We start from the raw sequence: 23,106 nt of genomic DNA on the forward strand, positions 1-23,106 counted from the left end.
CTTCATTGTCCGCATGCTCCCGCCTGGTCCGACGCCCCGCGCACCAGGTGCATGGGCAAATCCTTCTGCATGCCACGACTCCGCTGACGCCCCCACGCGGCCGCCACCAGCCCGCCGACCAAGGCCCCCAGCGCGGCCATCAGATCGGCATTGCCACCCGGGGCCACAACAGCTCCGCATATGGCCCCGGCGATGACGCCCAGCACCGGCCAACCATACACATACAGCGCCGCCTGCAGCGGCACGCGATCGTCGATGACGACACCGACGGACTCACCAGGATGCGCCTCGATGTCATTGACCACTCTCACGCTCCGACTGATCGGCGCCATTGGCCGAGCCAGATTGACGCCACCGCAGCCACCCGGCTCGTTGCAGCGACCGCAGCCCTGGGCCACGGACACATCCACCCACGCATAGCCTGCATCCAGCCGCTGGACGACACCATTGACCCGCATCAGCGCTTCCGCATCTCCACGCCATCGGCAATACGCACCAGCGCCTGCTGCGGAACCTCACCCAGCACGGTGATGAGGTGATCCGACACCGTTCTGCGGAAGATGTTGAACGCCCCGGACGAACTCATCCCACTCTGCAGGTTGCTCTTGGCCGGCATAGGCTCGATGAACACGGAAATCGCCGCGAGACCGTCGGAAAACACCACGTGATAAGCCTCGCCACGCTCCTTTCGCCCCTGGCGGGCCACCGAGACAACCTGCCTGAAACCGGGGATGGAATTCTTGAAAACCCAACCGGTATCCTCGACCTTCACATCGCTGCCACGCGCATTGACCACTTTCCAGTCGCTCGAACGCACGAAGCGGGGCTTGACCTTGTCCTTGTCGAAAGGCGCGCCCACCTGGACTTCGGTGAAGGCGAACTGCTCGATGTTCTCCCCCTTCTCGCCGACCAGACGCGCACGCAGCAGCAGGCCCGAGCCCACATCGGCCCAGAACTGGTGGCCGAAGCGCATGTCGTCCTTGGGTTCAAGGATGATCTGCTGGCTCTCCATGCCGACGATACGGACCACCTCACCCTTGCGGATGCGATAGTGTTCGGCCAGCGCGCTGGGAGATTGCGGCAGACGTGCCGGGAAGCTGCGGCGCGCCGTCGATTGGTCGATGATCAGGAGCTTCTGGTCAGGCAGGAAGCACTGCACCTCTTCGTTGTTGCGCACCACTTCGCGCGGGCTGCCATCGAGGGCTTCGAGCTTCTCGTATTCGCCGCTGCCGTCCACCAGATGGGCAATGCGCGATGTCTCGACATTCTTGCCGCTCTGGTAGGTGAAAGTGCCCGTGTAATTGAGCTTGTGGGCCGCATTGGAGATGCGGGCAAGCCAGCTGAGCGGATCTGTCGGAACGTCGGCCAGGGCGGAGCCACTCCATGCCCCAAGCGCCACCAGGCAACAGAAAAGATGCTTCATCGCTGGCTGGCCACCTGGGTATCCGAGACGGTACGCACATACAGGGCCACGCCCGGCATGGCCGCTGACGGCGCCATTGCCTGATGGGCGAACAGATATTCACGTTCCGACGTTTCGCTGTTGGCGGCCAGCTTGGCCGGCGCCCGGTCCAGCGTCACCGCCGCAACGGGAGCCTTCTTGGCCTGGGCCATCTGCATGGCATCCTGCCCGGAACCGTTCAGGTTCATCGCCACCCAGCCAACAGCCGCCACCCCCATCACCGACGCAGCGATCGGCATCAGATGACGGACCCAACCCCCACCGATCTCACGCTTCGCCGGTGCAAGAACGGTAGGTTCGTCATCCAGGCACAGCATCACGTTACGAGTGAAATCCGACGACAGGACTTGCTCATCGCGCAATAGATCTCCGATCAGGCAATAGTTCTCCCACTCCTGACGCAATGCACCGTCCCGCTTCAGGGAATCGAACATCCGCGCCGTCGCGTGCTCATCGAGCGCGCCGTCGAGCAGGGCAGAAACCTTTTCTTTCATCGTCTTACCACCTTTTATTCGGAGCCGTATCGAGCAACGGCTTGAGCTTTTCAGAAATTGCTTCCCGAGCGCGGAAAATCCGCGAACGGACCGTGCCGATAGGGCACTCCATGATCGTGGCGATCTCCTCGTAACTCAGGCCTTCGATCTCGCGCAGGACTATCGCCGTTCTCAATTCTTCAGGCAGCGCCTCCATTGCCACATTGACGGTGTCGCCAATCTGTTTGGTCATCAGCAGGCGTTCCGGCGTATTGATGTCTCGAAGCTGGTCCCCTTCCTCAAAAGTCTCTGCCTCTTCGGAATCGAAATCGGTCGTGGTGGGCGCGCGCCGCCCCTGTGAAACGAGAAAATTCTTGGCCGTGTTGATCCCGATGCGATAAAGCCACGTGTAAAAAGCGCTGTCCCCACGAAACGATGGCAAGGCGCGATAGGCCTTGATGAACGTCTCCTGGGCGACATCCTCTACTTCGGCTGGATCTCGGATCAATCTCGACAACAGGCGGGCAAGCTTGCGCTGATACTTGGAAACCAGCAGGCCAAACGCCTGCTTGTCGCCGCGCTGCACACGCTCGACCAACTGCTGGTCAATTTCGCGATCGCTCATGGTCGGGAAACAAATATCTTCGTAGTCGTGACCTGAAGGGTCACCGGCCCAGAAGTATATCCCGAGAGCCGCCAAAACCTGGCCAAAGTACCTCCTAGACCCTGCTGCATCCGTATAGTTCAGTCGTCCTCAGGGTTGTTTTGCGACTAACTGCACGTGCTATAGTCGGCCCTTCGCAAAACAGCCCACCGCGGCAATCCCACCGAAGTGACCGCTTTTGACGTGCTCATTCTGGGCAGTGGCCTGGCCGGACAATCCCTGGCCCTGCGCCTGGCAGACAAACTCAAGATCGCCCTCGTTACTAAACGCTCCCTCGAAGACAGCGCCAGCGCCTGGGCCCAGGGCGGCATCGCCGCAGTTCTCGACCCCGCCGACGACACCGAAGCCCATGTGTCCGACACCCATACCGCTGGCGCCGGCCTGTGCTCCGACAGCGCCACACGCTTCGTCGTCGAGAACGGTCCCCGCGCAATCCACTGGCTGATCGAACACGGCGTCCCCTTCACCGCCGACTCCAGCACCTCCATCGGCTATCACCTGACCCGCGAAGGCGGCCACAGCCACCGGCGCATCATCCATGCCGCCGATGCCACCGGCGCCGCGGTACAGGCCACACTGACCGAACAGGTCCGCCGCCACCCGAACATCACGATCCTCGAGCAGCACATCGCCATCGACCTCATCACCGGCACCAAGGTCGGACGCTCGGATGAAGGCTGCCTCGGCGCCTATGTGCTCGACATCGCCAACGACGAGATGCGCACCATCGCCGCGCGCCACACGGTGCTGGCCACCGGCGGCACCGGCAAGGTCTACCTGTACACGACCAACCCCGACACCGCGACCGGCGATGGCGTGGCAATGGCATGGCGCGCCGGCTGCAGGGTCGCCAACATGGAATTCATTCAGTTCCACCCGACCTGCCTCTACCACCCGCAAGCCAAGTCCTTTCTGATCTCCGAGGCCGTACGCGGCGAAGGCGGCGTGCTTCGCCGCCCTGACGGCAGCCGCTTCATGCAGGATCACGATCCGCGCCTGGAACTCGCCCCGCGGGACGTGGTGGCGCGCGCCATCGACTTCGAGATGAAGAAGCACGGCCTGGACTGCGTCTTCCTCGACATCAGCCACAAGCCGGCGGATTTCCTGCAGAGCCACTTCCCGAACATCCTGGCACGCTGCCTGGAACTGGGCATCGACATCACCCGCCAGCCGATCCCGGTCGTGCCGGCGGCACATTACTCCTGTGGCGGCATCGTCACCGACCTGCACGCACGCACCGACGTCAAAGGCCTCTACGCGATCGGCGAAAGCGCCTGCACGGGCCTGCATGGCGCCAACCGCCTGGCCAGCAACTCCCTGCTCGAATGCCTGGTCTTCAGTGAATCCGCCGCCGCCGACATTCTCGCCAACCCGCGCCCACTGCCCGACAACCTGCCCCAGTGGGACGAAAGCCGTGTAACGGACGCCGACGAGACGATCGTCATCTCCCACAACTGGGACGAATTGCGCCGCTTCATGTGGGACTACGTGGGCATCGTGCGGACCAACAAGCGCCTTGAGCGCGCCCAGCACCGCATCCGCCTGCTGGCGCGAGAGATCGACGAGTACTACAGCAACTTCCGTGTCTCCAACGATCTGATCGAGCTGCGCAACCTTGTCGTCACCGCCGAACTGATCGTCCGCAGCGCCCTCAAACGCAAGGAAAGCCGTGGCCTGCATTTCAGCCGCGACTACCCGGAAACCCTGTCGACGGCCCGCGATACAATCCTTCGTCCACCGCACAAACGAACCTTCGTGCGCGCGCCGCTACCGAGAGACTAGGGCGGCAAATCCTGCGGGCCCGCCAGACGCATGCGGGCCCGTAATCGCAGCCACACCTGTAGTTCCGTCCACGCCTGCGGCGTAAGCTGATCGCGCAACAACATCAGTGCACCGGTTTCTCGCTCGCCATCAACCCGCCAGATCAACCAGACGGCGGGATACGTCACCACGCTTGCCGGCAGCAGATTCAGCCTGTGCTCCAGTAGCCCATCCGGATCAAAGAGCAGCCCCCCATCCTCCAGCAGTCCCAGAGGCTCCGGCACTCGACGGCAATGACGCCAGCAATGCTGGCCTGATCCTGCCAGCACCAGCCCCCCGACTGCACTGGCCACTCCCAAACCAAAACCGAGCAGAAACGAAAAAGCCGCCGCGAGATGCAGCGCCACAAGAAGCATGGCGAGCAGCCGCGACGGCCTGAACTCAATGACGGTCATGGACGCGCGGGTTTCCGTGCGTCCATGTGGTCAGATCTTGCGGAACACCAGGGTACCGTTGGTACCACCGAAGCCGAAGTTGTTCTTCATTGCCACGTCGATCTTCATCGGGCGGGCAACGTTCGCGCAGTAGTCCAGATCGCACTCCGGATCCTGCTCGAAAATATTTATCGTCGGAGGCGACACTTGGTGATATACCGCCAGCGTCGTCAGCACGGATTCGAGACCGCCCGCACCGCCAAGCAGGTGGCCGGTCATCGACTTGGTGGAATTCACCACCAGCCCCTTGGCGACATCGGCACCGAAGGCCAGCTTGATAGCCTCGGTTTCGTTCTTGTCACCCAGCGGCGTGGACGTGCCGTGCGCGTTGAGGTACTGCACTTCATCCGGGTTAACACCGGCGTTCTTCAGCGCGTTAACCATGCTGCGGCGCGGACCATCGGTGTCCGGCGCGGTCATGTGGTAAGCGTCGCCGCTCATGCCGAAACCGGCCAGCTCGGCATAGATACGCGCACCACGCTTGACCGCGTGCTCGTACTCCTCGAGGACCAGCACGCCAGCCCCCTCGCCCAGCACGAAGCCATCACGATCCTTGTCCCACGGACGACTCGCTGTGGCGGGATCGTCATTGCGGGTGGACAAGGCCTTGGCAGATGCGAAGCCACCAACCGCCAGCGGCGTGACGGTGGACTCGGCACCGCCGCACACCATGACGTCAGCGTCGCCATACTCGATCATCCGGGCACTGGTGCCGATCGCGTGCAGGCCAGTGGTACAGGCCGTGACGATCGCAATGTTCGGCCCCTTCAGACCAAACATGATCGACAAATTGCCCGAGATCATGTTGATGATGGTGCCGGGAATGAAGAACGGGGAAATCTTGCGGGGACCGCCGGCGAGGAAGTCGTCGTGGGTATCCTCAATCATCGGCAGACCGCCGATGCCCGAACCGATGTTGACACCGATCCGGGGGGCATTCTCCTCGGTCACCTCGATGCCCGAGTCACGGAAAGCCTGGATGCCCGCGGCAAGGCCGTAGTGGATGAAACCATCCATACGACGCGCTTCCTTCGGCGAAAGATAGGCACCAATATCGAAGCCCTTCACTTCACCGGCGATTTTCGCCGAGAAGTTCGTGGTATCGAAACGGGTGATTTCACCGATGCCGGAACGACCATTAAGGATGGCGTCCCAGGCTTCAGACACGGTATTGCCGACCGGCGAAATAACGCCAAGGCCGGTGACGACGACTCTGCGACGGGTCAAGGCAGGCTCCGGAAACTTACTTCTTCAGGTGGGCGGTGACGTAGTCGATCGCTTGCTGAACGCTGGTGATCTTCTCGGCTTCTTCGTCGGGGATCTCGCACTCGAACTCTTCTTCCAGAGCCATCACCAGCTCGACGGTGTCGAGGGAGTCGGCGCCCAGATCGTCCACGAAGGAGGATTCGTTCTTGATTTCAGATTCGTTGACACCGAGTTGTTCGGCAACGATTTTCTTGACGCGCTGTTCGATATTTTCCATGTGTTTACTCCTTCCCTGATTACGGGTGTGAATTCAAAAACCTTCGCATTCTACCAAAAACATGCCCCCCCGCCAGCGCGGCGAGGATCAGGCCATGTACATACCGCCGTTGACGTGCAAGGTCGCGCCGGTTACATAGGACGCCGCCGGCGAGGCCAGAAAGCCCACCACGGAGGCGATCTCTTCCGGCTTGCCCAGACGGCCCAGCGCGATCTTGCCCTGCAGCGACTCGCGTTGCGCTTCCGGCAATTCCTTGGTCATGTCGGTATCGATGAAGCCCGGTGCAACACAGTTGACCGTGATGTTACGGCTACCGAGCTCCTGCGCCAGCGCCCGGGTCATGCCCGCCACGCCCGCCTTGGCGGCCGCATAGTTGGCCTGCCCCGGATTGCCGGAACTACCGACGACCGACGTAATGTTGATGATCCGGCCCGTGCGTGCCTTCATCATGCCACGCATGACGAGTTTGGACATGCGGAAGACAGCCTTCAGGTTGGTGTCGATGACCGCATCCCACTCGCCATCCTTCATGCGCATGGCGAGATTGTCGCGGGTGATGCCGGCATTGTTGACCAGCACGACCACCGCACCGAAATCCTTCTCGATCACGCCGAGCGCTGCCTCACAAGCCTCGGCATTGGTCACATCAAGGGCCAGACCACGACCTGCGATGCCTGCAGCCTCGAGACCAGCCTGGATGTCCGCCGCACCGGCTTCGGACGTGGCCGTCCCGATCACCGTTGCACCCATGCGCCCCAGTTCGAGCGCGATGGCCCGTCCGATACCGCGGGACGCACCGGTCACCAGCGCAACCTGCCCCTGCAAAACCTGAGTCATACCGCCCCCGTCGTCTTCAGAATCTCTTCCAGGCTGGCCGCATCGGCGATCGCACCGCCCAGCAGGCTGCCTTCGATACGCTTGGTCATGCCGGCCAGCACCTTGCCGGGACCGCACTCGAACACATGCGTCGAACCACGACGGGCAATTTCGCGCACCGTCTCGATCCAGCGCACCGGGGAATAGGCCTGGCGCACCAGTGCATCCTTGATGCACACCGGCTGATCCTCGACGGCCACGTCCACATTGTTGAGCACCGGAATGGCGGGCGTTTTCAGCTCGATTTCCGCCAGGCGCGCAGCGAGACGCTCGGCCGCCGGCTTCATCAGCGCACAGTGGAAAGGCGCGCTCACCGGCAGCAGCACGGCACGCTTGGCGCCGCGCGCCTTGGCCACGGTGATCGCACGCTCGACAGCGGCCTTGGAGCCCGCAATGACGATCTGCCCCGGGGAGTTCAGGTTAGCGGCGGAAACAACATCGCCCTGAGCCGCTTCGGCACAGGCCTCGACAGCCGCATCCTCATCCAGGCCGAGCAGCGCGGCCATCGCGCCCTCACCCTGCGGAACCGCTTCCTGCATGGCTTGCGCACGCAGGCGCACAAGCTTGACCGCTTCAGCCAGCTCAAGGGAACCGGCCGCCACCAGTGCCGAATACTCGCCGAGACTGTGCCCGGCAACCAGGGCCGGCACCGCACCACCGCGGGCAATCCACTCGCGATACACGGCAACGCCGGCAGTCAGCATCAACGGCTGGGTATTGACGGTCTGAGCCAGCACCTCGGCCGGACCTTCCAGCACCATCTGCCACAAGTCCTCGCCGAGCGCATCGGACGCTTCGGCAAAAGCCTGGCGAATCACGGCGGACTCGCCGTAGGCACTCATCATGCCCACGGATTGGGAGCCCTGCCCCGGAAACACAAACGCAAAATTCATGATCCCTACCCTGTATGGTGACTGGTTCTTGTTGCTTGTTCTTTAAAACTCGAGCAGCGCGGCGCCCCACGTGAAGCCGCCACCCACACCTTCGAGCAGCAGACGCTGCCCGCGCTGGATGCGCCCGTCACGGACGGCCTGGTCGAGCGCCAGCGGAATGGATGCCGCCGACGTATTGCCATGCTGGGCGACCGTCGCAATGACCTTCTCCATCGGCAGGCCGAGGCGCTTGCCCGTCGCCTGCATGATGCGGATGTTGGCCTGATGGGGGATCAGCCAGTCCACCGCGTCGAGCGGCATACCGGCTTGCTCAGTGACTTCACGCGCCACTTCGCTCAGCACCTTGACCGCAAACTTGAAGACGGCCTGGCCATCCATGCGCAGAAAGGGATCGCCGGTCACGCTGCCGCGATTGACCTGCCCGGGTACGCACAGAATGGGGTTGTGACTGCCGTCGGCATGCAGCGCCGTAGCCAGGATGCCGGGCTTGTCGGAGGCTTCCAGCACAACCGCACCGGCACCATCGCCGAACAGCACGCAGGTGCCCCTATCGTTCCAGTCGAGGATGCGCGAAAAGACTTCGGCCCCGACAACAAGCGCCCGCTTGTTGCTGCCCGAGCGGATGAACTTCTCGGCGGTGGCCAACGCATACGCGAAACCGGTGCACACCGCCTGCAAGTCGAAGGCAGCGCCGCCGTTGACGATCCCGAGGCGGGCCTGCAGCAGCGCGGCAGTACTCGGAAAAATGTAATCGGGTGTCGAGGTTGCGACGATGATCAGGTCGATGTCCGCCGGCTGACAACCCGCCGCCTCGATCGCCCGAACCGATGCCTCGTAGGCCAGCTGGCTGGCGGTGACATCCGGCTCGGCCAGATGGCGGGCGCGAATGCCGGTGCGCTCTGCAATCCACTCGTCGGACGTATCGATGCCGCGCGCCACCAGATCATCATTGGTAACAGGTTCGCCGGGCAGAAAGCTCCCGGTGCCAGCCACTCGTGCATAAATCATGCAACGGACCTTTCACGTTCCATTCGTTCGCTGATACGTTCGATGAGGCGATTGCGCGCCGCTTCCACGGCCCGCCAGACCGCCTGCTCGAAAGCGAAGGCATCGGCAGAGCCGTGGCTTTTCACCACCACACCGCGCAGACCCAGCAGCGCCGCGCCGTTGTAGCGCCGGGGATCCAGCTTGCGCTTGAAGCCCTTCAGGGCGGACATCGCAAAGAGCGCTGCCAGCTTGGTCAGCCAGTTACGGGAGAACTGCTCGCGCAGGAAGGTGGCCATCATCTGAGCCAGACCTTCGGACGTTTTCAGCGCCACATTGCCGACGAAGCCATCGCAGACGACCACATCGACGGTTCCCTTGTAGATGTCGTTGCCTTCCACATTGCCGTAGAAGTTGAGCCCACTGGCGCGCAGCAACTCGGCGGCCTGCTTGACGACCTCGTTACCCTTGATCTCCTCCTCGCCGATGTTCAGCAAGCCAACGCTCGGACGTTCGTTATGCTCAACGGCCGCCACCAGCATCGCGCCCATGATGCCGAACTGCAGCAGATGCTCGGGCGAACAATCCACGTTGGCCCCCAGATCGAGCACATGGGTTTGCCCACGCAAGGTCGGCAGCGTGCTGCAGATCGCCGGGCGATCGATACCGGGAAGGGTTTTCAGGACAAAACGGGAAATCGCCATCAGTGCGCCGGTATTGCCGGCAGACACAGCCGCCTGGGCCTCCCCGTCCTTGACGAGGTTAACCGCAACGCGCATCGACGAATCCTTCTTATTGCGCATGGCCAGCGCCGGCGATTCATCCATGCCGACCACCTCAGTGGCGCGATGGATGCGCAGACGCTCTCCGAACTCGGCCAGGGCCGTTCCGAGATGGGGCTCGATGGCCTCCGGACGCCCGACCAGTATGATCCGGGTGTCGCGATCTTCCCGCAGAAAATGCAGGGAAGCCGGCACGGTCACCGAGGGGCCGTGATCGCCCCCCATGCAGTCAATAGCCAGGGTGACAGTCATTCGGCGCAAACAGAGAGAAGCATGTATGAAAACGGCGCGAGCGCCCTTAGGCGTCGCGCCGCTCGCGGACCGGGGGAAATTACTCGCCCTTGGCCTTGGCAACCTTCTTGCCACGATAGACGCCGGACGGCGACACGTGGTGACGCAGGTGCACTTCACCGGTGGTCGGCTCGACAGCCAGCGGGGGGGCAACCAGGAAATCGTGGGAACGATGCATACCGCGCTTGGACGGGGACTTTTTGTTCTGTTGAACAGCCATGAAACACTCCTTGAGGAATACTTAAACCTTGCCGCGCAACTGGCGCAGAACGGCGAAGGGCGAAATTTCTTCATTGCCGTCGGCTTTCACCGGCGGTTCGCAATTTTCGTGGCGTGGCACCAAGGGCAAGGCGAGGAGAACCTCATCTTCCACCAAGGCCAGCAGGTCGGTCTGAGGCTCCACCTCGAGGGCATCGACCTCGTCGTTCTCCAACTCATCCTCCGGCAGCTCTTCACCGGCACGAAGCAACAGGAGACGATTCCGCACACTACAGGGCCACACCAAAGCCTCAAGACAGCGCTGACACTGCAACACCAGGTCACCCTGGACCCGCAGATCGACGTAGAGCTTGCCCTCGTCGTCACGCTCGCCATGAAACTCGAACGTCACCGTGCCGACCGGCTCCAGCAGCGAATCGGTCAGACGACCAAGACTCTCTACCGGCACCGCTCCTTGCACGCTACGTCCATCTCTGGCCAGCGCCCGCAGGTCGATCACGAAGCTTTCTTGCGACATAAGCGGGGCATGATATTATTTTCGGCTCCCCGTGTCAAAACCCTGCTTGATCGCGCCAATCATCGCGACAACAGGCTTTCCGCTACGATGAAACTCGTTCTCGCATCCACCTCGGCCTACCGCCGCGAACTACTCCAGCGCTTCGATCTGCCCTTCGATGTCGCCCGCCCGGACATTGACGAAACCCCGCTGCCAGGCGAGGCGCCGCAAGCCACGGCCGAACGGCTCGCCGTCGAGAAGGCCCGCGCGGTTGCCGGTCAGTTTCCGGACACCCTGATCATCGGCAGCGACCAGGTCGCTTACATGGGTGATGCCCGCTTCGGCAAGCCAGGCACCATCGAGCGGGCCATTGCCCAGCTCAAGTCGATGAGCGGTCGCACGGTCATCTTCCACACCGCCCTCGCTCTGCTCAATACACGCAGCGGTCACGTGCAAGTGGATGCCGTACCGACCGAAGTCCGCTTCCGCAACCTGAGCGACGACGAGATCGTGCGCTATGTGAACAAGGAGCGCCCCCTCGACTGCGCCGGCAGCGCAAAATCGGAGGGGCTCGGCATTACGCTACTGGATGCCCTCAGCGGCGATGACCCCAACGCCCTCATCGGCCTGCCACTGATCGCGCTGGCCCGCATGCTGCGCAACGAAGGCATTGCCCTCCCCTGAGCCATGAGCAGCGGCACCCTTTATCTGATCCCCGTCAGCCTCGGCCCTGCATCCACCGGACTGACCACCCCGGCCGACGTCGCCACCCGCGCGCGCGGCCTGAGTTACTTCGTCGTCGAAAACGCCAAGACGGCCCGCGCGGAGCTGAAGCGCTTCGAACACCCGCAACCGCTGCGCGATCTCGACATTCGCGAACTGCCGGAGAAGCCGTCTACCGCCGACCTGGACGCTTTGCTCGCCCCACTGCTCGCCGGCAGCGATGCCGGCCTGATGTCCGAAGCCGGCTGCCCGGCCGTTGCCGACCCGGGCGCCCTGCTGGTCCGCCGCGCACACGAACTGGGCATCCGCGTCGCACCGCTGGTCGGCCCGTCATCCCTGCTGCTGGCCCTGATGGGCTCCGGGCTCAACGGCCAGAGCTTCGCCTTCCACGGCTACCTGCCCGTGGACGAAGAAGCCCGCAACCGGCGCATCCGCGAACTGGAGGCCGAATCGGCGCGCTTTTCCCGCACCCAGCTATTCATTGAGACGCCATATCGCAACGAACGGATGTTCGAAGCCCTGCGCAGCGTCTGCAAGGCCGACACACGCCTGTGCGTCGCCCGCGATCTGACTCTCGACAGCGAATGGATCCACACCCGCCCGGTCGCCGAATGGAAGAAAATCGCCGCACCGGAACTGGCAAAACGGCCGACGGTTTTCCTGATCCTCGCCGCCTGACGGCGATCAGCGCACCGTCGTCTTTCCCAGCGTATTCATCAGGCTTTCGGCCATATCAGTGCCGAAGCGCTCCGCAAAACGCTCGGCCAGCCCGGGCTTCTGCGTGAAATCGCGGACGTTCTCCGCCTTGATGACATCCCGTGCTACGGAGGCGACGGTGCCGAAGCCATCGGCCAGACCGAGTTGGACACTCTTCGCACCGGTCCACATCAAGCCGGAAAACATGTCCGGCGTCTCCTGCAAGCGCGTCCCCCGCCCCTTCCGCACCGCTGCGATGAACTGCCCGTGGATATCTCCCAGCATGGATTTCGCATGCTCGAGCTGCTTCGGATTCTGTGGCGAATACGGATCGAGAAAACCCTTGTTCTCTCCCGCCGTGAGCAGGCGGCGCTCGACACCCAGCTTGTCCATCAGCCCGGCAAAACCGAAACCGTCCATCAGCACGCCGATCGACCCGACGATGCTCGCCTTGTCCACGAAGATCCGGTCCGCAGCCACCGCCACATAGTAGCCGCCCGACGCACAAACATCCTCGACCACCGCATAGACCGGCACCTGCGGATGCAGCGCACGCAGCCGGCCGATCTCGTCATTGATGATGCCGGCCTGCACCGGGCTCCCGCCTGGACTGTTGATACGCAGCACGACACCCTGGGTACCGCCGTCATCGAACGCCGATTGCAAGGCCGCCACGATCCGCTCGGCACTCGCCTCCCCCTTCGCAGCGATCACACCATCGACACTCACCAACGCGGTAAAGCGCCCGCCATCGAGCGGCTCCGCCGCGCCGAAATCACCCAGGATCCACAGCGCGAGACCCACGTAGAACACTGCCGTCAGCTTGAAGAACACCCCCCAGCGGCGCCGCCGTTTCTGTTCCGCCAACCCTTCCAGCGCCAGCTTTTCCAGCACCCGGCGCTCCCAATGCTCAGACCTGTTCTCGTCCATTGTTATTCATCTACAAGGAATACCATGCCGTCACGCTCTTCGACGGACAGCACCAACAAGCGCTTCCCCCTGCACGGGCCCGCCACGCAGCGGCCGCTCTCGGGCTCATAGAGCGCACCATGGGTCGCGCAGATCAAGTAAAGACGCTCGTCGTCGAAGAAACGCCCGGGCATCCAGTCCAGCTCGATCGGCACATGGGCGCAGCGATTCAGGTATGCATGCACCCGCCCACGGAAACGCACGACGAAGGCCGGTTCTTCACCCGTGACACGGGTGACGCTGAAGCGCACCCCATCCTCCCCCTCCCGGACTGCGTCCGACGGACAGATCAGGCGTTGCGTTCCAGCCATTCCCGCAACTCCGCAGGCGAATGCACGCAGGCCAGCGGCGCCTCGGCCTCCAACTGCTCCACCGGATGCGCACCAAAGCTCACCGCCACCCCTTCCACCCCGGCATTCTTGGCCATCTGCAGATCGTGGGTGGTATCGCCGATCATCAGGCAGGACGCCTGCACCACACCCAGCTCGTCCATCAGCTCCTCGAGCATGGCCGGATGCGGCTTGGAGAAGCACTCATCCGCACAGCGGGTCGCATGGAAGTACTCGCCCAAGCCCGAAAACGACAGCGCCCGCTCCAACCCCTTGCGGCTCTTTCCGGTTGCCACCGCCAGCAGGTGCCCACGCTCACGCAGGGCCGCGATCAGCTCCACGGCGCCCTCGAACAGCGTCAGCTGATGGTCGCCGGACAGGTAGTGATGGCGATAACGCTCGACCATCTGCGGATAGTCCGACTCCGCCAGCTCGGGCACGGCGTAATGCAGCGCGTCGCTGAGACCGAGACCGATCACGTGACGGGCCCGGGCATCCGACGGCACCGGCAGACCGAGATCGGCCGCCGACGCCTGGATCGCGCGCACGATGGCTGCAGCCGAATCCATCAGCGTGCCATCCCAGTCGAAAACGATCAGTTCGAAACGCTTAGCCATACTCCCTCGCTTCCGTTTGCTCGATCTGCACCACATGGCGCTCCAGCTCCAGCGGCAGCGGCGCCTCCAGCTCGATCAGCTGATCCGTCAGCGGGTGATGGAAGGCGAGCTTCGCCGCGTGCAGGAACATTCGCTTGAACCCCTGCTTTTCGAGTTGCTTGTTGAGCGAAAAATCCCCGTACTTGTCGTCGCCGCACAAGGGAAAGCCCAGATGACTCAGATGCACGCGGATCTGGTGCGTGCGGCCGGTCTTCAGCTCGACCTCGACCAGGCTGTAGCTCTGCCAGCGCTTCAGCAGCCTGACGATGCTATGCGCCGACTTGCCCTCGGGGTTCACACTGACGCGGCGCTCGCCACCTTCGGTCAGGTATTTGTGCAGGGCCAGCTTCACGTGCTGCATCGGATTCAGCCAGCGCCCGGCCACCAGGGTCAGATAACGCTTGCGCACCTTACCTTCGCGCATCATGTCGTGCAGCACGGTCAGCGCGCTACGCTTCTTGGCGACAATCAACAGACCCGAGGTCTCCCGGTCGAGGCGATGCACCAGCTCGAGAAACTTCGCCTCCGGTCGTTGGCGGCGCAACTGCTCGATGACACCGAAACTGACGCCGCTCCCCCCGTGCACGGCCAGACCCGCCGGCTTGTCGAGGACCAACAAAGCATCGTCCTCGAAGACGATGTCGAAGGGTTTGCCGACCGGTATGGCCGGCTCCGCCGCCTTCTCGGCCAGGCGGATCGGCGGGATACGCACCTCATCACCGAGCAGCAAACGGTAGGTCTGATCCACCCGCTTACTGTTCACTCGCACCTCACCACTGCGCAGGATGCGATACACGTGACTCTTCGGCACGCCCTTGCAGATGCGGACCAGGAAATTGTCGATACGCTGCCCAGCGCTTGCGTCGTCCACCTGGACCCGCATGACAGAGGGGGCTTTACTCAAGGCCATCTTTTTGAAATATACTGGCGAGCGGTTTTTCGGTTCTGATGCGTCGCATTTGCCCAAGCGTGTTGTGAAGACTTCAACACCGGCCTGTGCCACGCCGGAGCGACTCGACACTGGTCAACCAGGGTCACACCCGCTCCCGAAACACCGCAGGAAGGTCCATCGCCGGACAAAAAGAGGGCGATGGTACTGTATTCGACAATAAACTTGTACTTATTGCGCGCTAGCGCACACGCAGTTTGACGGCCCTGAATTCAGGGACGGTGAAGAAGTTCTGGAGAGCAGGCCCGAGGTCGCAAAGGGAAATGCCGTCGTACCCGAGAGTACTGCACGGCAAAGGAGTTGCGAGACCAGTCGTGCCCCAGGTTCATCACGGTCCCCAGCGGAAAATCGCGGTTCAGGGTGCATAGACGAACCCCGCCGCCCACATTAGTTTGATATTCCCCTCGATGAAGGATAGTCGCGACAACGCCAAACTAAGTCACCGCAGTTAAGCGGTGGCGCGGTTCGTCCTGCCCGTGTGCTGCGCGGGAGAAGAAGACGAATGAAGCGCATGCTCTTCAATGCAACGCAGGCCGAGGAACTCCGCGTTGCCATTGTCGACGGTCAGAAATTGATCGATCTCGACATTGAGTCGGCCGCCAAGGAACAACGTAAAAGCAACATCTACAAAGCCGTCATCACGCGCATCGAACCCAGTCTCGAAGCCGCGTTTGTCGACTACGGCGCCGAGCGCCACGGCTTCCTGCCGTTCAAGGAAATCTCCCGCGCTTACTTCCAGCCTGGTGTCGAAGCCAGCCGTGCGTCCATCAAGGAAGCGCTGAAGGAAGGCCAGGAGCTGATCGTCCAGGTCGAGAAGGACGAGCGCGGCAACAAGGGGGCCGCCCTCACCACCTTCGTGTCGCTTGCCGGCCGCTACTTGGTGCTGATGCCCAACAACCCCCGTGGCGGTGGCGTGTCCCGCCGCGTCGAGGGTGACGAGCGCGCCGAACTGCGCGACGTCATGGACCAGCTCGAAGTCCCGGGCGGCATGAGCCTGATCGCCCGTACCGCCGCCATCGGCCGCAACGCCGAAGAACTGCAGTGGGACTTGAACTACCTGCTGCAACTGTGGCGCGCCATCGACGGCGCCGCCGAGTCCCAGGCCGGCGCTTTCCTGATCTACCAGGAAGGCAGCCTGGTGATCCGTGCGATCCGCGACTACTTCCAGCCGGACATCGGCGAGATCCTGATCGACACCGACGACGTGTACGAGCAGGCGCGCCAGTTCATGGCCCACGTGATGCCGCAGAACGTGAACCGCGTGAAGCGCTATCACGACGACGTGCCGCTGTTCTCCCGCTTCCAGATCGAACACCAGATCGAGTCCGCCTACTCGCGCCAGGTCAGCCTGCCGTCCGGCGGCGCCATCGTGATCGACCACACCGAAGCGCTGGTGTCGGTGGACGTGAACTCCGGCCGCGCCACCCGCGGTGCGGACATCGAGGAAACCGCCTTCAAGACCAACTGCGAAGCTGCCGACGAAGTGGCCCGCCAGTTGCGCCTGCGCGACCTCGGCGGCCTGATCGTCATCGACTTCATCGACATGGAGTCGCAGAAGAACCAGCGCGAAGTCGAGAACCGCCTGCGCGACGCCCTGCGCTACGACCGCGCCCGTGTGCAGACCGGCAAGATCAGCCGTTTCGGCCTGCTCGAGCTGTCCCGCCAGCGCCTGCGCCCGGCCCTCGCCGAGACCAGCTACATCCCCTGCCCGCGCTGTAATGGCACAGGCCACACCCGCAGCACCGAATCGTCGGCCCTGCACATCCTGCGCATCCTCGAAGAGGAAGCCATGAAGGACAACACCGGCGCCCTGCACTGCCAGGTTCCGGTGGATGTGGCGACCTTCCTGCTCAACGAGAAGCGCGACGACATCGCCAAGATCGAGCTGCGCCACAAGGTCAACCTGGTGCTGATCCCCAATCGCCACCTGGAAACCCCGCAGCACGAGATCGTCCGCCTGCGCCACGACCAGCTCAACAGCGAAGACACCGGCCTGCCGAGCTACCGCATGGCCACCAAGCCGGCCGGCGAAACCTACACGCCGCCGTCGGCCAACCCCGAGCGCCCGGTGCGCCAGGAAGCCGCCGTCAAGGGCATCACCCCCGACCAGCCGGCGCCTGTCGTCGAAGCCAAGGCTGCGCCGGTCGCTGCCGTGCCGGAAAGCCAGCCCGGCCTGCTGGCCCGCATCTTCGCGTTCTTCCGTGGCGAGAAGCAGCCTGAGCCGGCACCGGTCGTGGCCCAGCCCGAAACGCCGCGCCGCGAAGCCCGCCCCCGCAATGAGCGCAACCGTCGTGACGGTCGCGATAATCGCGGCCGCCGGGATGGCCAGCGCGAAGAGCGCAACGAGCGTAGCGAACGCGGCGAGCGCGGCGAGCGCCAGGAACGCAACGACAACCGCGAAGCCCGCGAGCCGCGCGAACCCCGTGACAACGCACGCAACGCCGCCACCGGCGAAGCGCAAACCGAGCAGCGCGAAAAGCGCCAGCGCGTCGAACGCCAGGAACGTGGTGAGCGCGGGGAACGCGAAGGCCGCAACAGCGAACGGGGTGAGCGTGCCGAGCGCGGCGAACGTCGTAACCGCAACAACCCGGCCCCCAAGACAGCCGAAGCTGAGGGCACTGTCGCCAGCGCCGAGCAGGTGACGGCCAATTCCGTGGCAGCAACTGAGGCACCGACCGAAGCCAACCCGGCCCTGGCCGAAGGCGAAGGCAACGAACGCAGCCGTCGCAGCCGTCGTGGTCGCCGTGGTGGCCGCCGCAATGAGGAAGCCGGCACCGTCGAGGCCGCGGCCCAGGGCGAACTGGCAATCGGCGAACAGACTCCGGCAGCTGGTGCAGAGCAGGAAGCCGTTGCTCCTGTAGCCGAAGCCGTCGTCGCGGCTCCGCAGCCCGTCGTCAGCGAAGCTCCGGCGCCGGAGGAAGCCGGCCCGGCTGTCGCAACCGCGTCTGCAACTGCCGTTGCGGAACCCATTGTCGAAGCTGCTCCGACCGAAACGGCAGCCGTCATCGAGCCTCAGGCGGTCGTAGCTGCCGAACCTGTCGTCGAAGCACCGCTCGTCGCGGCCCCTGCCGCAGAAGCGCCCACCGACGCGCAGGAGAAGCCCGATCTGATTGAACAGGCCGTCGCGGCCATCGGCCAGCCCGCAGTGGAACAGGTGCCGTCCGAACCCACTCCGGCCGTTGCAGTCGAAACCGCAGCTGCCGAAGTGGCCCCCGCGCTCGTTGAAAGCGAGGCCGTTGCGGCACCGCTCGTCACGACTGTCGAGACCCTGCCCGAAGTCGCAGTGGAACAGCCGACCCCGGCCGTTGCCACCGAGCAGGAAGCCGCTCCGGTGCAAGTCGAAGTTGCTCCCATCGTCGAGGCCCAGCCGGAAGTGGCTGCCATTACCGCCGAGACCAGCCCAGAAGCGCCGATCGTGGCCCCCATTGATCTGTCGGGCAGCGGCCTGGTGCTGGTGGAAACTCGCGCCGATGCCATCAAGGCCTTCCAGACCGAAGCTTCGGCCGAAGAGGCGCCTCAACCGGCACCCCGTCGCCGCACCCGCATCACTACACCGGTCGTTGATGAGCCCCTGATCCAGGTGGAAACCTCCGCCAAGTAAGGGCACACCGGAATCAACAAAAAGGCCAGCCTTTCGAGGCTGGCCTTTTTGTTGGCGGGCGACAGGACGCAGCAACTGTCACCGCAGCCTGGCTGCTCTTCTGGTTATTCCACGCTTCAGCTCACCGATTGCCGGCGACGATTGATCTCCGGAAGAATCTCTTCGATCAGCCCCTGCACGGCGTCCTCGCACATGTCGAGAACGGCGTCGAAGCCGGTCGCACCACCGTAGTAGGGATCAGGCACGTCGTCCCGCCGGGACATGCGGGCATAGCTCATGAACATGCGCACCTTGTGGCGGGAGCCTTCCGGTGCCTTGTCCCGCAGGTATTGAAGGTGGTCCCGGTCCATCGCCAGCAGCAGATCGAACTCGGCGAAATCCTTGGCTTCGACCTTCCGCGCCCGCAGACGGGAAAGATCATAACCACGCCGCGAAGCCGCCGACTGGGAGCGTGGATCCGGCGCCTCCCCTACGTGATACCCCTGTGTTCCGGCGGAATCCACGCCGACCTCATTCCCCAGCCCGGCCATTGCCAACCAGCGACGTGCCACGCCCTCAGCCGTTGGCGACCGGCAGATGTTGCCGGTGCACACGAACAATATTTTCATTCTGTATTCCCCTCCTACTGGCCATTTAAGCAGGCGGCGGGCAGAACGTACAAGAGCGAGGACCACGTTGATCAGTTTCTCTCAGTCGGAGGTGTTGGATGAAGCAGCGGAATCGTGGCCGTCTGCACCGAAAGCTTGCTGACGCAACTTGAACAAACGATCCCGGACGGCTGCGGCCTTCTCGAACTCCAGATTGCGGGCATGCTCCTGCATCTCCTTCTCGAGTAGCCGAATCATCTTGGCGAGCGCCTTTTCGTCGAGCAACTGGTAATCCGCACGAGGCTCGGCAGCCACGGACACCTTATCGCTGCTATCTGAATCATAGACACCGTCAATGATGTCCTTTATGCGCTTTGTCACGGACTTCGGCGTAATACCGTTAGCCTCGTTGAAAGCTATCTGCTTGGTACGCCGGCGTTCTGTTTCATCGATCGCGGCACGCATCGAGTCGGTGATCCGGTCGGCATAGAGGATCGCCGTGCCGTGCAGGTGGCGCGCGGCCCGGCCGATGGTCTGGATCAGCGACCGTTCGGAACGCAGGAAGCCCTCCTTGTCTGCGTCGAGGATGGCCACCAGCGACACCTCGGGAATGTCCAGACCTTCCCGGAGCAGGTTGATGCCCACCAGCACGTCGAATTCGCCGAGGCGCAGGTCGCGGATGATCTCGACCCGCTCGACGGTATCGATGTCCGAGTGCAGGTAGCGCACCCGGATGCCGTTCTCGGCCAGGTACTCGGTCAGATCCTCGGCCAGGCGCTTGGTCAGCACCGTCACCAGCACCCGCTCCTGCACGGCGAGGCGCAGCTTGATCTCACCGAGCAGATCATCCACCTGCGTAGTCGCCGGCTTGACGACGATGGTCGGATCCACCAGCCCGGTCGGGCGCACCACCTGCTCCACCACCTGCCCTTGATGCTCCTTTTCATAGGCTGCAGGCGTGGCCGACACAAAGACCGTCTGCGGCAGCAGGCGCTCGAACTCCTCGAACTTCAACGGCCGGTTATCCAGCGCCGACGGCAGGCGGAAACCATACTCCACGAGGTTTTCCTTGCGCGAGCGGTCGCCCTTGTACATCGCCCCAACCTGGCCGATCGACACGTGGGACTCGTCGATGAACATCAGGCCGTCCTTCGGTAGGTAGTCGATCAGCGTCGGCGGTGCATCGCCCGCCTTGCGCCCGGACATGTGGCGGGAGTAGTTCTCGATGCCCTTGCAGAAGCCAAGCTCGTTGAGCATTTCCAGGTCGAAGCGGGTGCGCTGCTCGATACGCTGAGCCTCGACCAGCTTGCCCCCCTTGTAGAACACTTCCATCCGCTCGCGCAGTTCCTCCTTGATCGCCTCGACCGCCTTCAACACCGTGGCCCGCGGCGTCACGTAATGGCTGGACGGATAGACGGTGAAGCGGCTGAGCTTCTGCTTGAGGTGGCCGGTAAGCGGATCGAACAGCGTCAGGTGCTCGATCTCGTCGTCGAACATCTCCACCCGCAGCGCGTGCTCGGCGTTTTCCGCCGGGTAGATGTCGATCACGTCGCCACGCACGCGGAAGGTGCCGCGCTTGAAGTCCACGTCCGCCCGGGTGTATTGCATGGCCACCAGGCGCTGGACGAGGTCCCGATGGACGATCCGTTCTCCTTCCCGCAGGTGCAGCACCATGCTGTGGTAGTCGCCGGGATCACCGATACCGTAGATGCACGACACCGACGCCACGATCACAACGTCTCGGCGCTCCATCAAGCTCTTGGTGGCCGACAGGCGCATCTGCTCGATGTGCTCGTTGATCGCCGAGTCCTTCTCGATGAACAGGTCGCGGGACGGTACGTAGGCTTCCGGCTGGTAATAGTCATAGTAGCTGACGAAGTACTCCACCGCGTTCTCCGGAAAGAACTCGCGAAACTCCGAATACAACTGCGCCGCCAGCGTCTTGTTGTGGGCCAGCACCAGCGCCGGCCGGCCGCAGCGGGCAATGACATTGGCCATCGTGTAGGTCTTGCCGGAACCCGTCACCCCCAGCAGAGTCTGGAACATCAGGCCGTCTTCGATGCCCTCGACGAGCTGTCGGATCGCCTCCGGCTGGTCGCCGCCGGGCGGAAAAGGTTGATGCAGTCGGAACGGGCTGCCTTCGAAAACCGCCACACGCCCGCTATCGGATTGATCGGCCATGATAAAATTACAAGTTCAAGTCAGGCTTTGAACAACAAATTGATTCAAGCCCGGCTTAGTTGGACAAGCCCGCATTATCGCCCAGCGGCCGGCACAACGTGCCCCGCTCCCTTCGCCCCTTCTGGAGACCCCATGAGCTCTTCGATCTTTGCTGCGGTGGAAATGGCCCCCCGCGATCCGATTCTTGGCCTGAACGAAGCCTTCAACGCGGATACCCGCAGCACCAAGGTCAACCTCGGCGTTGGCGTCTATTTCGACGACAACGGCAAGATTCCCCTGCTGGCCGCCGTCAAGACCGCTGAAAAGGCCCGCCTCGAAGCGGCCCCCCCGCGCGGCTACCAGCCCATCGAAGGCCCCGTCGCCTACAACAGCGCGGTGCAGAACCTGCTGTTCGGCGCCGACAGCGCCCTCATCCGTGACGGCCGTGTCGTCACCGCCCAGGCCCTCGGCGGCACCGGCGCCCTGCGCATCGGCGCCGACCTGATCCAGCGCGTCGTTTCCGGCGCCACGGTCTACATCTCCGATCCGTCCTGGGAAAACCACCGCGCCCTGTTTGAGGCCGCCGGCTTCCCGGTCGAAACCTACCCGTACTACAACCCGGAAACCCGCGGCGCCAACGCCGAGGCGATGATCGCCAAGCTCAACACGCTGCCGGCTGGCTCCGTGATCGTGCTGCACGCCTGCTGCCACAACCCCACCGGCGCCGACCTCACCGAAGCCCAGTGGGCCGAAGTGGTCAAGGCCTGTGCGGCCCGCGGCCTCATCCCCTTCCTCGACATGGCCTACCAGGGCTTTGCCGACGGCATCGAGCCGGACGCCGTCGCGGTGAACCTGTTCGCCGCCTCCGGCCTGTCCTTCTTCGTGTCCAGCTCCTTCTCCAAGAGCTTCTCGTTGTACGGCGAGCGCGTCGGCGCCCTGTCCATCGTCACCCAGAACAAGGACGAGTCCGCCCGCGTGCTGTCCCAGCTCAAGCGCGTGATCCGCACCAACTACTCCAACCCGCCGATCCACGGTGGCGCGGTCGTGGCTGCCGTGCTGTCCACCCCTGAGCTGCGCGCCCAGTGGGAGTCCGAGCTGGCCGGCATGCGTGACCGCATCCGCGCCATGCGGACCGGCCTCGTCGACAAACTGGCGGCCCGTAACATCGACCAGGATTTCTCCTTCGTCATCAAACAGCGCGGCATGTTCTCTTACACCGGCCTTAGCACCGCCCAAGTCGAGCGCATGAAGACCGAGTTCGGCATCTACGCCGTCGGCACCGGCCGCATCTGCCTGGCCGCGCTGAACAGCAAGAACCTCGACTACGTCGCCGACGCCATCGCCGCCGTCATCAAGGCCTAAGCTTCCGTTGCACTGCCCTCGGCCAAGCCGAGGGCAAAAAAACCGCGCAAATCAGCTTGACGTTTCAGCAACGTCTTCCTATACTGCGCGCCTCTGTTCCTCGATAGCTCAGTCGGTAGAGCGCCGGACTGTTAATCCGTAGGTCCCTGGTTCGAGCCCAGGTCGAGGAGCCAGAAAAAATTCAGGTCATTTGCAC

General features: G+C 63.4%; 24 protein-coding genes and 1 tRNA gene. 6 read left to right on the top strand and 19 right to left on the bottom strand.

Going from position 1 to position 23,106, the window contains the following annotated elements:
- Nucleotides 1-2: 2 nt before the first annotated feature.
- The 4 genes from AC1PQG_RS17700 to rpoE are packed head-to-tail and all read right to left on the bottom strand — an operon-like array spanning nucleotide 3 to nucleotide 2,560.
- On the bottom strand, nucleotides 3-458 hold the full coding sequence (locus AC1PQG_RS17700) for a SoxR reducing system RseC family protein (RefSeq protein ID WP_481119128.1): 456 nt from the start codon (nucleotides 456-458) through the stop codon (nucleotides 3-5).
- Nucleotides 458-1,423 (bottom strand): MucB/RseB C-terminal domain-containing protein, encoded by a 966-nt coding sequence (locus AC1PQG_RS17705; protein ID WP_481119129.1) that lies wholly within the window; start codon nucleotides 1,421-1,423, stop codon nucleotides 458-460. The genes AC1PQG_RS17700 and AC1PQG_RS17705 overlap by 1 nt, the downstream gene beginning before the upstream one ends.
- On the bottom strand, nucleotides 1,420-1,956 hold the full coding sequence (locus AC1PQG_RS17710) for a sigma-E factor negative regulatory protein (protein WP_481119130.1): 537 nt from the start codon (nucleotides 1,954-1,956) through the stop codon (nucleotides 1,420-1,422). Before AC1PQG_RS17710 ends, AC1PQG_RS17705 begins: the two co-directional genes overlap by 4 nt.
- Nucleotides 1,957-1,960: 4 nt before the next feature.
- Entirely contained in the window at nucleotides 1,961-2,560 is a 600-nt protein-coding gene (rpoE, locus tag AC1PQG_RS17715; RefSeq protein ID WP_079435684.1) for an RNA polymerase sigma factor RpoE, read from the bottom strand.
- 207 nt (nucleotides 2,561-2,767) lie between these two features.
- Between rpoE and nadB the strand changes: the two genes are divergently transcribed.
- Complete coding sequence (gene nadB / locus AC1PQG_RS17720; protein ID WP_481119131.1) at nucleotides 2,768-4,381, top strand: L-aspartate oxidase; 1,614 nt, start codon at nucleotides 2,768-2,770, stop codon at nucleotides 4,379-4,381.
- Here the strand turns inward: nadB and AC1PQG_RS17725 are convergent.
- The 9 genes from AC1PQG_RS17725 to AC1PQG_RS17765 all read right to left on the bottom strand — a co-directional run bounded on the left by AC1PQG_RS17725 (nucleotide 4,378) and on the right by AC1PQG_RS17765 (nucleotide 10,881).
- Nucleotides 4,378-4,815: a protein YgfX gene (locus tag AC1PQG_RS17725; RefSeq protein ID WP_481119132.1), complete on the bottom strand. Its 438-nt coding sequence runs from the start codon at nucleotides 4,813-4,815 to the stop codon at nucleotides 4,378-4,380. The two genes, nadB and AC1PQG_RS17725, sit on opposite strands and share 4 nt — an antisense overlap.
- Nucleotides 4,816-4,845: 30 nt before the next feature.
- Nucleotides 4,846-6,081: a beta-ketoacyl-ACP synthase II gene (gene fabF, locus AC1PQG_RS17730; RefSeq protein ID WP_481119133.1), complete on the bottom strand. Its 1,236-nt coding sequence runs from the start codon at nucleotides 6,079-6,081 to the stop codon at nucleotides 4,846-4,848.
- A gap of 16 nt (nucleotides 6,082-6,097) precedes the next feature.
- On the bottom strand, nucleotides 6,098-6,370 hold the full coding sequence (gene acpP / locus AC1PQG_RS17735; protein ID WP_481118208.1) for an acyl carrier protein: 273 nt from the start codon (nucleotides 6,368-6,370) through the stop codon (nucleotides 6,098-6,100).
- A gap of 54 nt (nucleotides 6,371-6,424) precedes the next feature.
- Nucleotides 6,425-7,174, bottom strand: coding sequence for a 3-oxoacyl-ACP reductase FabG (gene fabG / locus AC1PQG_RS17740; RefSeq protein ID WP_481119134.1), 750 nt, complete (start codon nucleotides 7,172-7,174; stop codon nucleotides 6,425-6,427).
- On the bottom strand, nucleotides 7,171-8,106 hold the full coding sequence (gene fabD, locus AC1PQG_RS17745) for an ACP S-malonyltransferase (RefSeq protein ID WP_481119135.1): 936 nt from the start codon (nucleotides 8,104-8,106) through the stop codon (nucleotides 7,171-7,173). Before fabD ends, fabG begins: the two co-directional genes overlap by 4 nt.
- 42 nt (nucleotides 8,107-8,148) lie before the next feature.
- Nucleotides 8,149-9,114 carry a beta-ketoacyl-ACP synthase III gene (locus tag AC1PQG_RS17750; protein WP_481119136.1) on the bottom strand — a complete coding sequence of 322 codons (966 nt, stop codon included), beginning with the start codon at nucleotides 9,112-9,114 and terminating at the stop codon, nucleotides 8,149-8,151.
- Nucleotides 9,111-10,124, bottom strand: coding sequence for a phosphate acyltransferase PlsX (plsX, locus tag AC1PQG_RS17755; protein WP_481119137.1), 1,014 nt, complete (start codon nucleotides 10,122-10,124; stop codon nucleotides 9,111-9,113). Before plsX ends, AC1PQG_RS17750 begins: the two co-directional genes overlap by 4 nt.
- 79 nt (nucleotides 10,125-10,203) lie before the next feature.
- Complete coding sequence (gene rpmF, locus AC1PQG_RS17760; protein ID WP_079435603.1) at nucleotides 10,204-10,383, bottom strand: 50S ribosomal protein L32; 180 nt, start codon at nucleotides 10,381-10,383, stop codon at nucleotides 10,204-10,206.
- Between the two features lie 21 nt (nucleotides 10,384-10,404).
- Entirely contained in the window at nucleotides 10,405-10,881 is a 477-nt protein-coding gene (locus tag AC1PQG_RS17765; RefSeq protein WP_481119138.1) for a YceD family protein, read from the bottom strand.
- A gap of 105 nt (nucleotides 10,882-10,986) precedes the next feature.
- Here AC1PQG_RS17765 and AC1PQG_RS17770 point away from each other — a divergent pair, with 105 nt between their 5' ends.
- Both AC1PQG_RS17770 and AC1PQG_RS17775 read left to right on the top strand, forming a co-directional pair.
- Nucleotides 10,987-11,562, top strand: coding sequence for a Maf family protein (locus AC1PQG_RS17770; RefSeq protein ID WP_481119139.1), 576 nt, complete (start codon nucleotides 10,987-10,989; stop codon nucleotides 11,560-11,562).
- Nucleotides 11,563-11,565: 3 nt separating this feature from the next.
- Nucleotides 11,566-12,279 carry an SAM-dependent methyltransferase gene (locus AC1PQG_RS17775; protein WP_481119140.1) on the top strand — a complete coding sequence of 238 codons (714 nt, stop codon included), beginning with the start codon at nucleotides 11,566-11,568 and terminating at the stop codon, nucleotides 12,277-12,279.
- Between the two features lie 6 nt (nucleotides 12,280-12,285).
- On the opposite strand, the gene AC1PQG_RS17780 is transcribed toward AC1PQG_RS17775, so the two are convergent.
- Genes AC1PQG_RS17780 through AC1PQG_RS17795 form a run of 4 tightly spaced genes read right to left on the bottom strand, consistent with a single transcriptional unit; the run spans nucleotide 12,286 to nucleotide 15,161 of the window.
- Complete coding sequence (locus AC1PQG_RS17780) at nucleotides 12,286-13,227, bottom strand: S49 family peptidase (protein ID WP_481119141.1); 942 nt, start codon at nucleotides 13,225-13,227, stop codon at nucleotides 12,286-12,288.
- A gap of 2 nt (nucleotides 13,228-13,229) precedes the next feature.
- The gene (locus AC1PQG_RS17785) at nucleotides 13,230-13,577 is read right to left on the bottom strand and encodes a Rieske (2Fe-2S) protein (RefSeq protein ID WP_481119142.1); all 348 of its coding nucleotides are present in this window, start codon (nucleotides 13,575-13,577) and stop codon (nucleotides 13,230-13,232) included.
- The gene (locus tag AC1PQG_RS17790) at nucleotides 13,556-14,212 is read right to left on the bottom strand and encodes an HAD-IA family hydrolase (protein ID WP_481119143.1); all 657 of its coding nucleotides are present in this window, start codon (nucleotides 14,210-14,212) and stop codon (nucleotides 13,556-13,558) included. Before AC1PQG_RS17790 ends, AC1PQG_RS17785 begins: the two co-directional genes overlap by 22 nt.
- A complete protein-coding gene (locus AC1PQG_RS17795) occupies nucleotides 14,205-15,161 on the bottom strand; it encodes an RluA family pseudouridine synthase (RefSeq protein ID WP_481119144.1) in 957 nt (318 codons plus the stop codon). The genes AC1PQG_RS17790 and AC1PQG_RS17795 overlap by 8 nt, the downstream gene beginning before the upstream one ends.
- A gap of 541 nt (nucleotides 15,162-15,702) precedes the next feature.
- Between AC1PQG_RS17795 and AC1PQG_RS17800 the strand changes: the two genes are divergently transcribed.
- Nucleotides 15,703-18,801, top strand: a complete 3,099-nt coding sequence (locus tag AC1PQG_RS17800; protein ID WP_481119145.1) for an Rne/Rng family ribonuclease — start codon at nucleotides 15,703-15,705, stop codon at nucleotides 18,799-18,801.
- Nucleotides 18,802-18,917: 116 nt separating this feature from the next.
- On the opposite strand, the gene AC1PQG_RS17805 is transcribed toward AC1PQG_RS17800, so the two are convergent.
- Together AC1PQG_RS17805 and uvrB are read right to left on the bottom strand one after the other, a co-directional pair.
- On the bottom strand, nucleotides 18,918-19,409 hold the full coding sequence (locus AC1PQG_RS17805) for a low molecular weight protein-tyrosine-phosphatase (RefSeq protein WP_481119146.1): 492 nt from the start codon (nucleotides 19,407-19,409) through the stop codon (nucleotides 18,918-18,920).
- A gap of 81 nt (nucleotides 19,410-19,490) precedes the next feature.
- Nucleotides 19,491-21,569 carry an excinuclease ABC subunit UvrB gene (gene uvrB / locus AC1PQG_RS17810; protein ID WP_481119147.1) on the bottom strand — a complete coding sequence of 693 codons (2,079 nt, stop codon included), beginning with the start codon at nucleotides 21,567-21,569 and terminating at the stop codon, nucleotides 19,491-19,493.
- Nucleotides 21,570-21,701: 132 nt separating this feature from the next.
- On the opposite strand from uvrB, the gene AC1PQG_RS17815 reads away from it, so the two are divergent.
- Together AC1PQG_RS17815 and AC1PQG_RS17820 are read left to right on the top strand one after the other, a co-directional pair.
- A complete protein-coding gene (locus tag AC1PQG_RS17815; RefSeq protein WP_481119148.1) occupies nucleotides 21,702-22,910 on the top strand; it encodes an amino acid aminotransferase in 1,209 nt (402 codons plus the stop codon).
- Nucleotides 22,911-23,007: 97 nt separating this feature from the next.
- Nucleotides 23,008-23,083, top strand: a tRNA-Asn gene (locus tag AC1PQG_RS17820).
- Nucleotides 23,084-23,106 lie beyond the last annotated feature (23 nt).

It is taken from the genome of Zoogloea sp. GDB6, assembly GCF_056724105.1.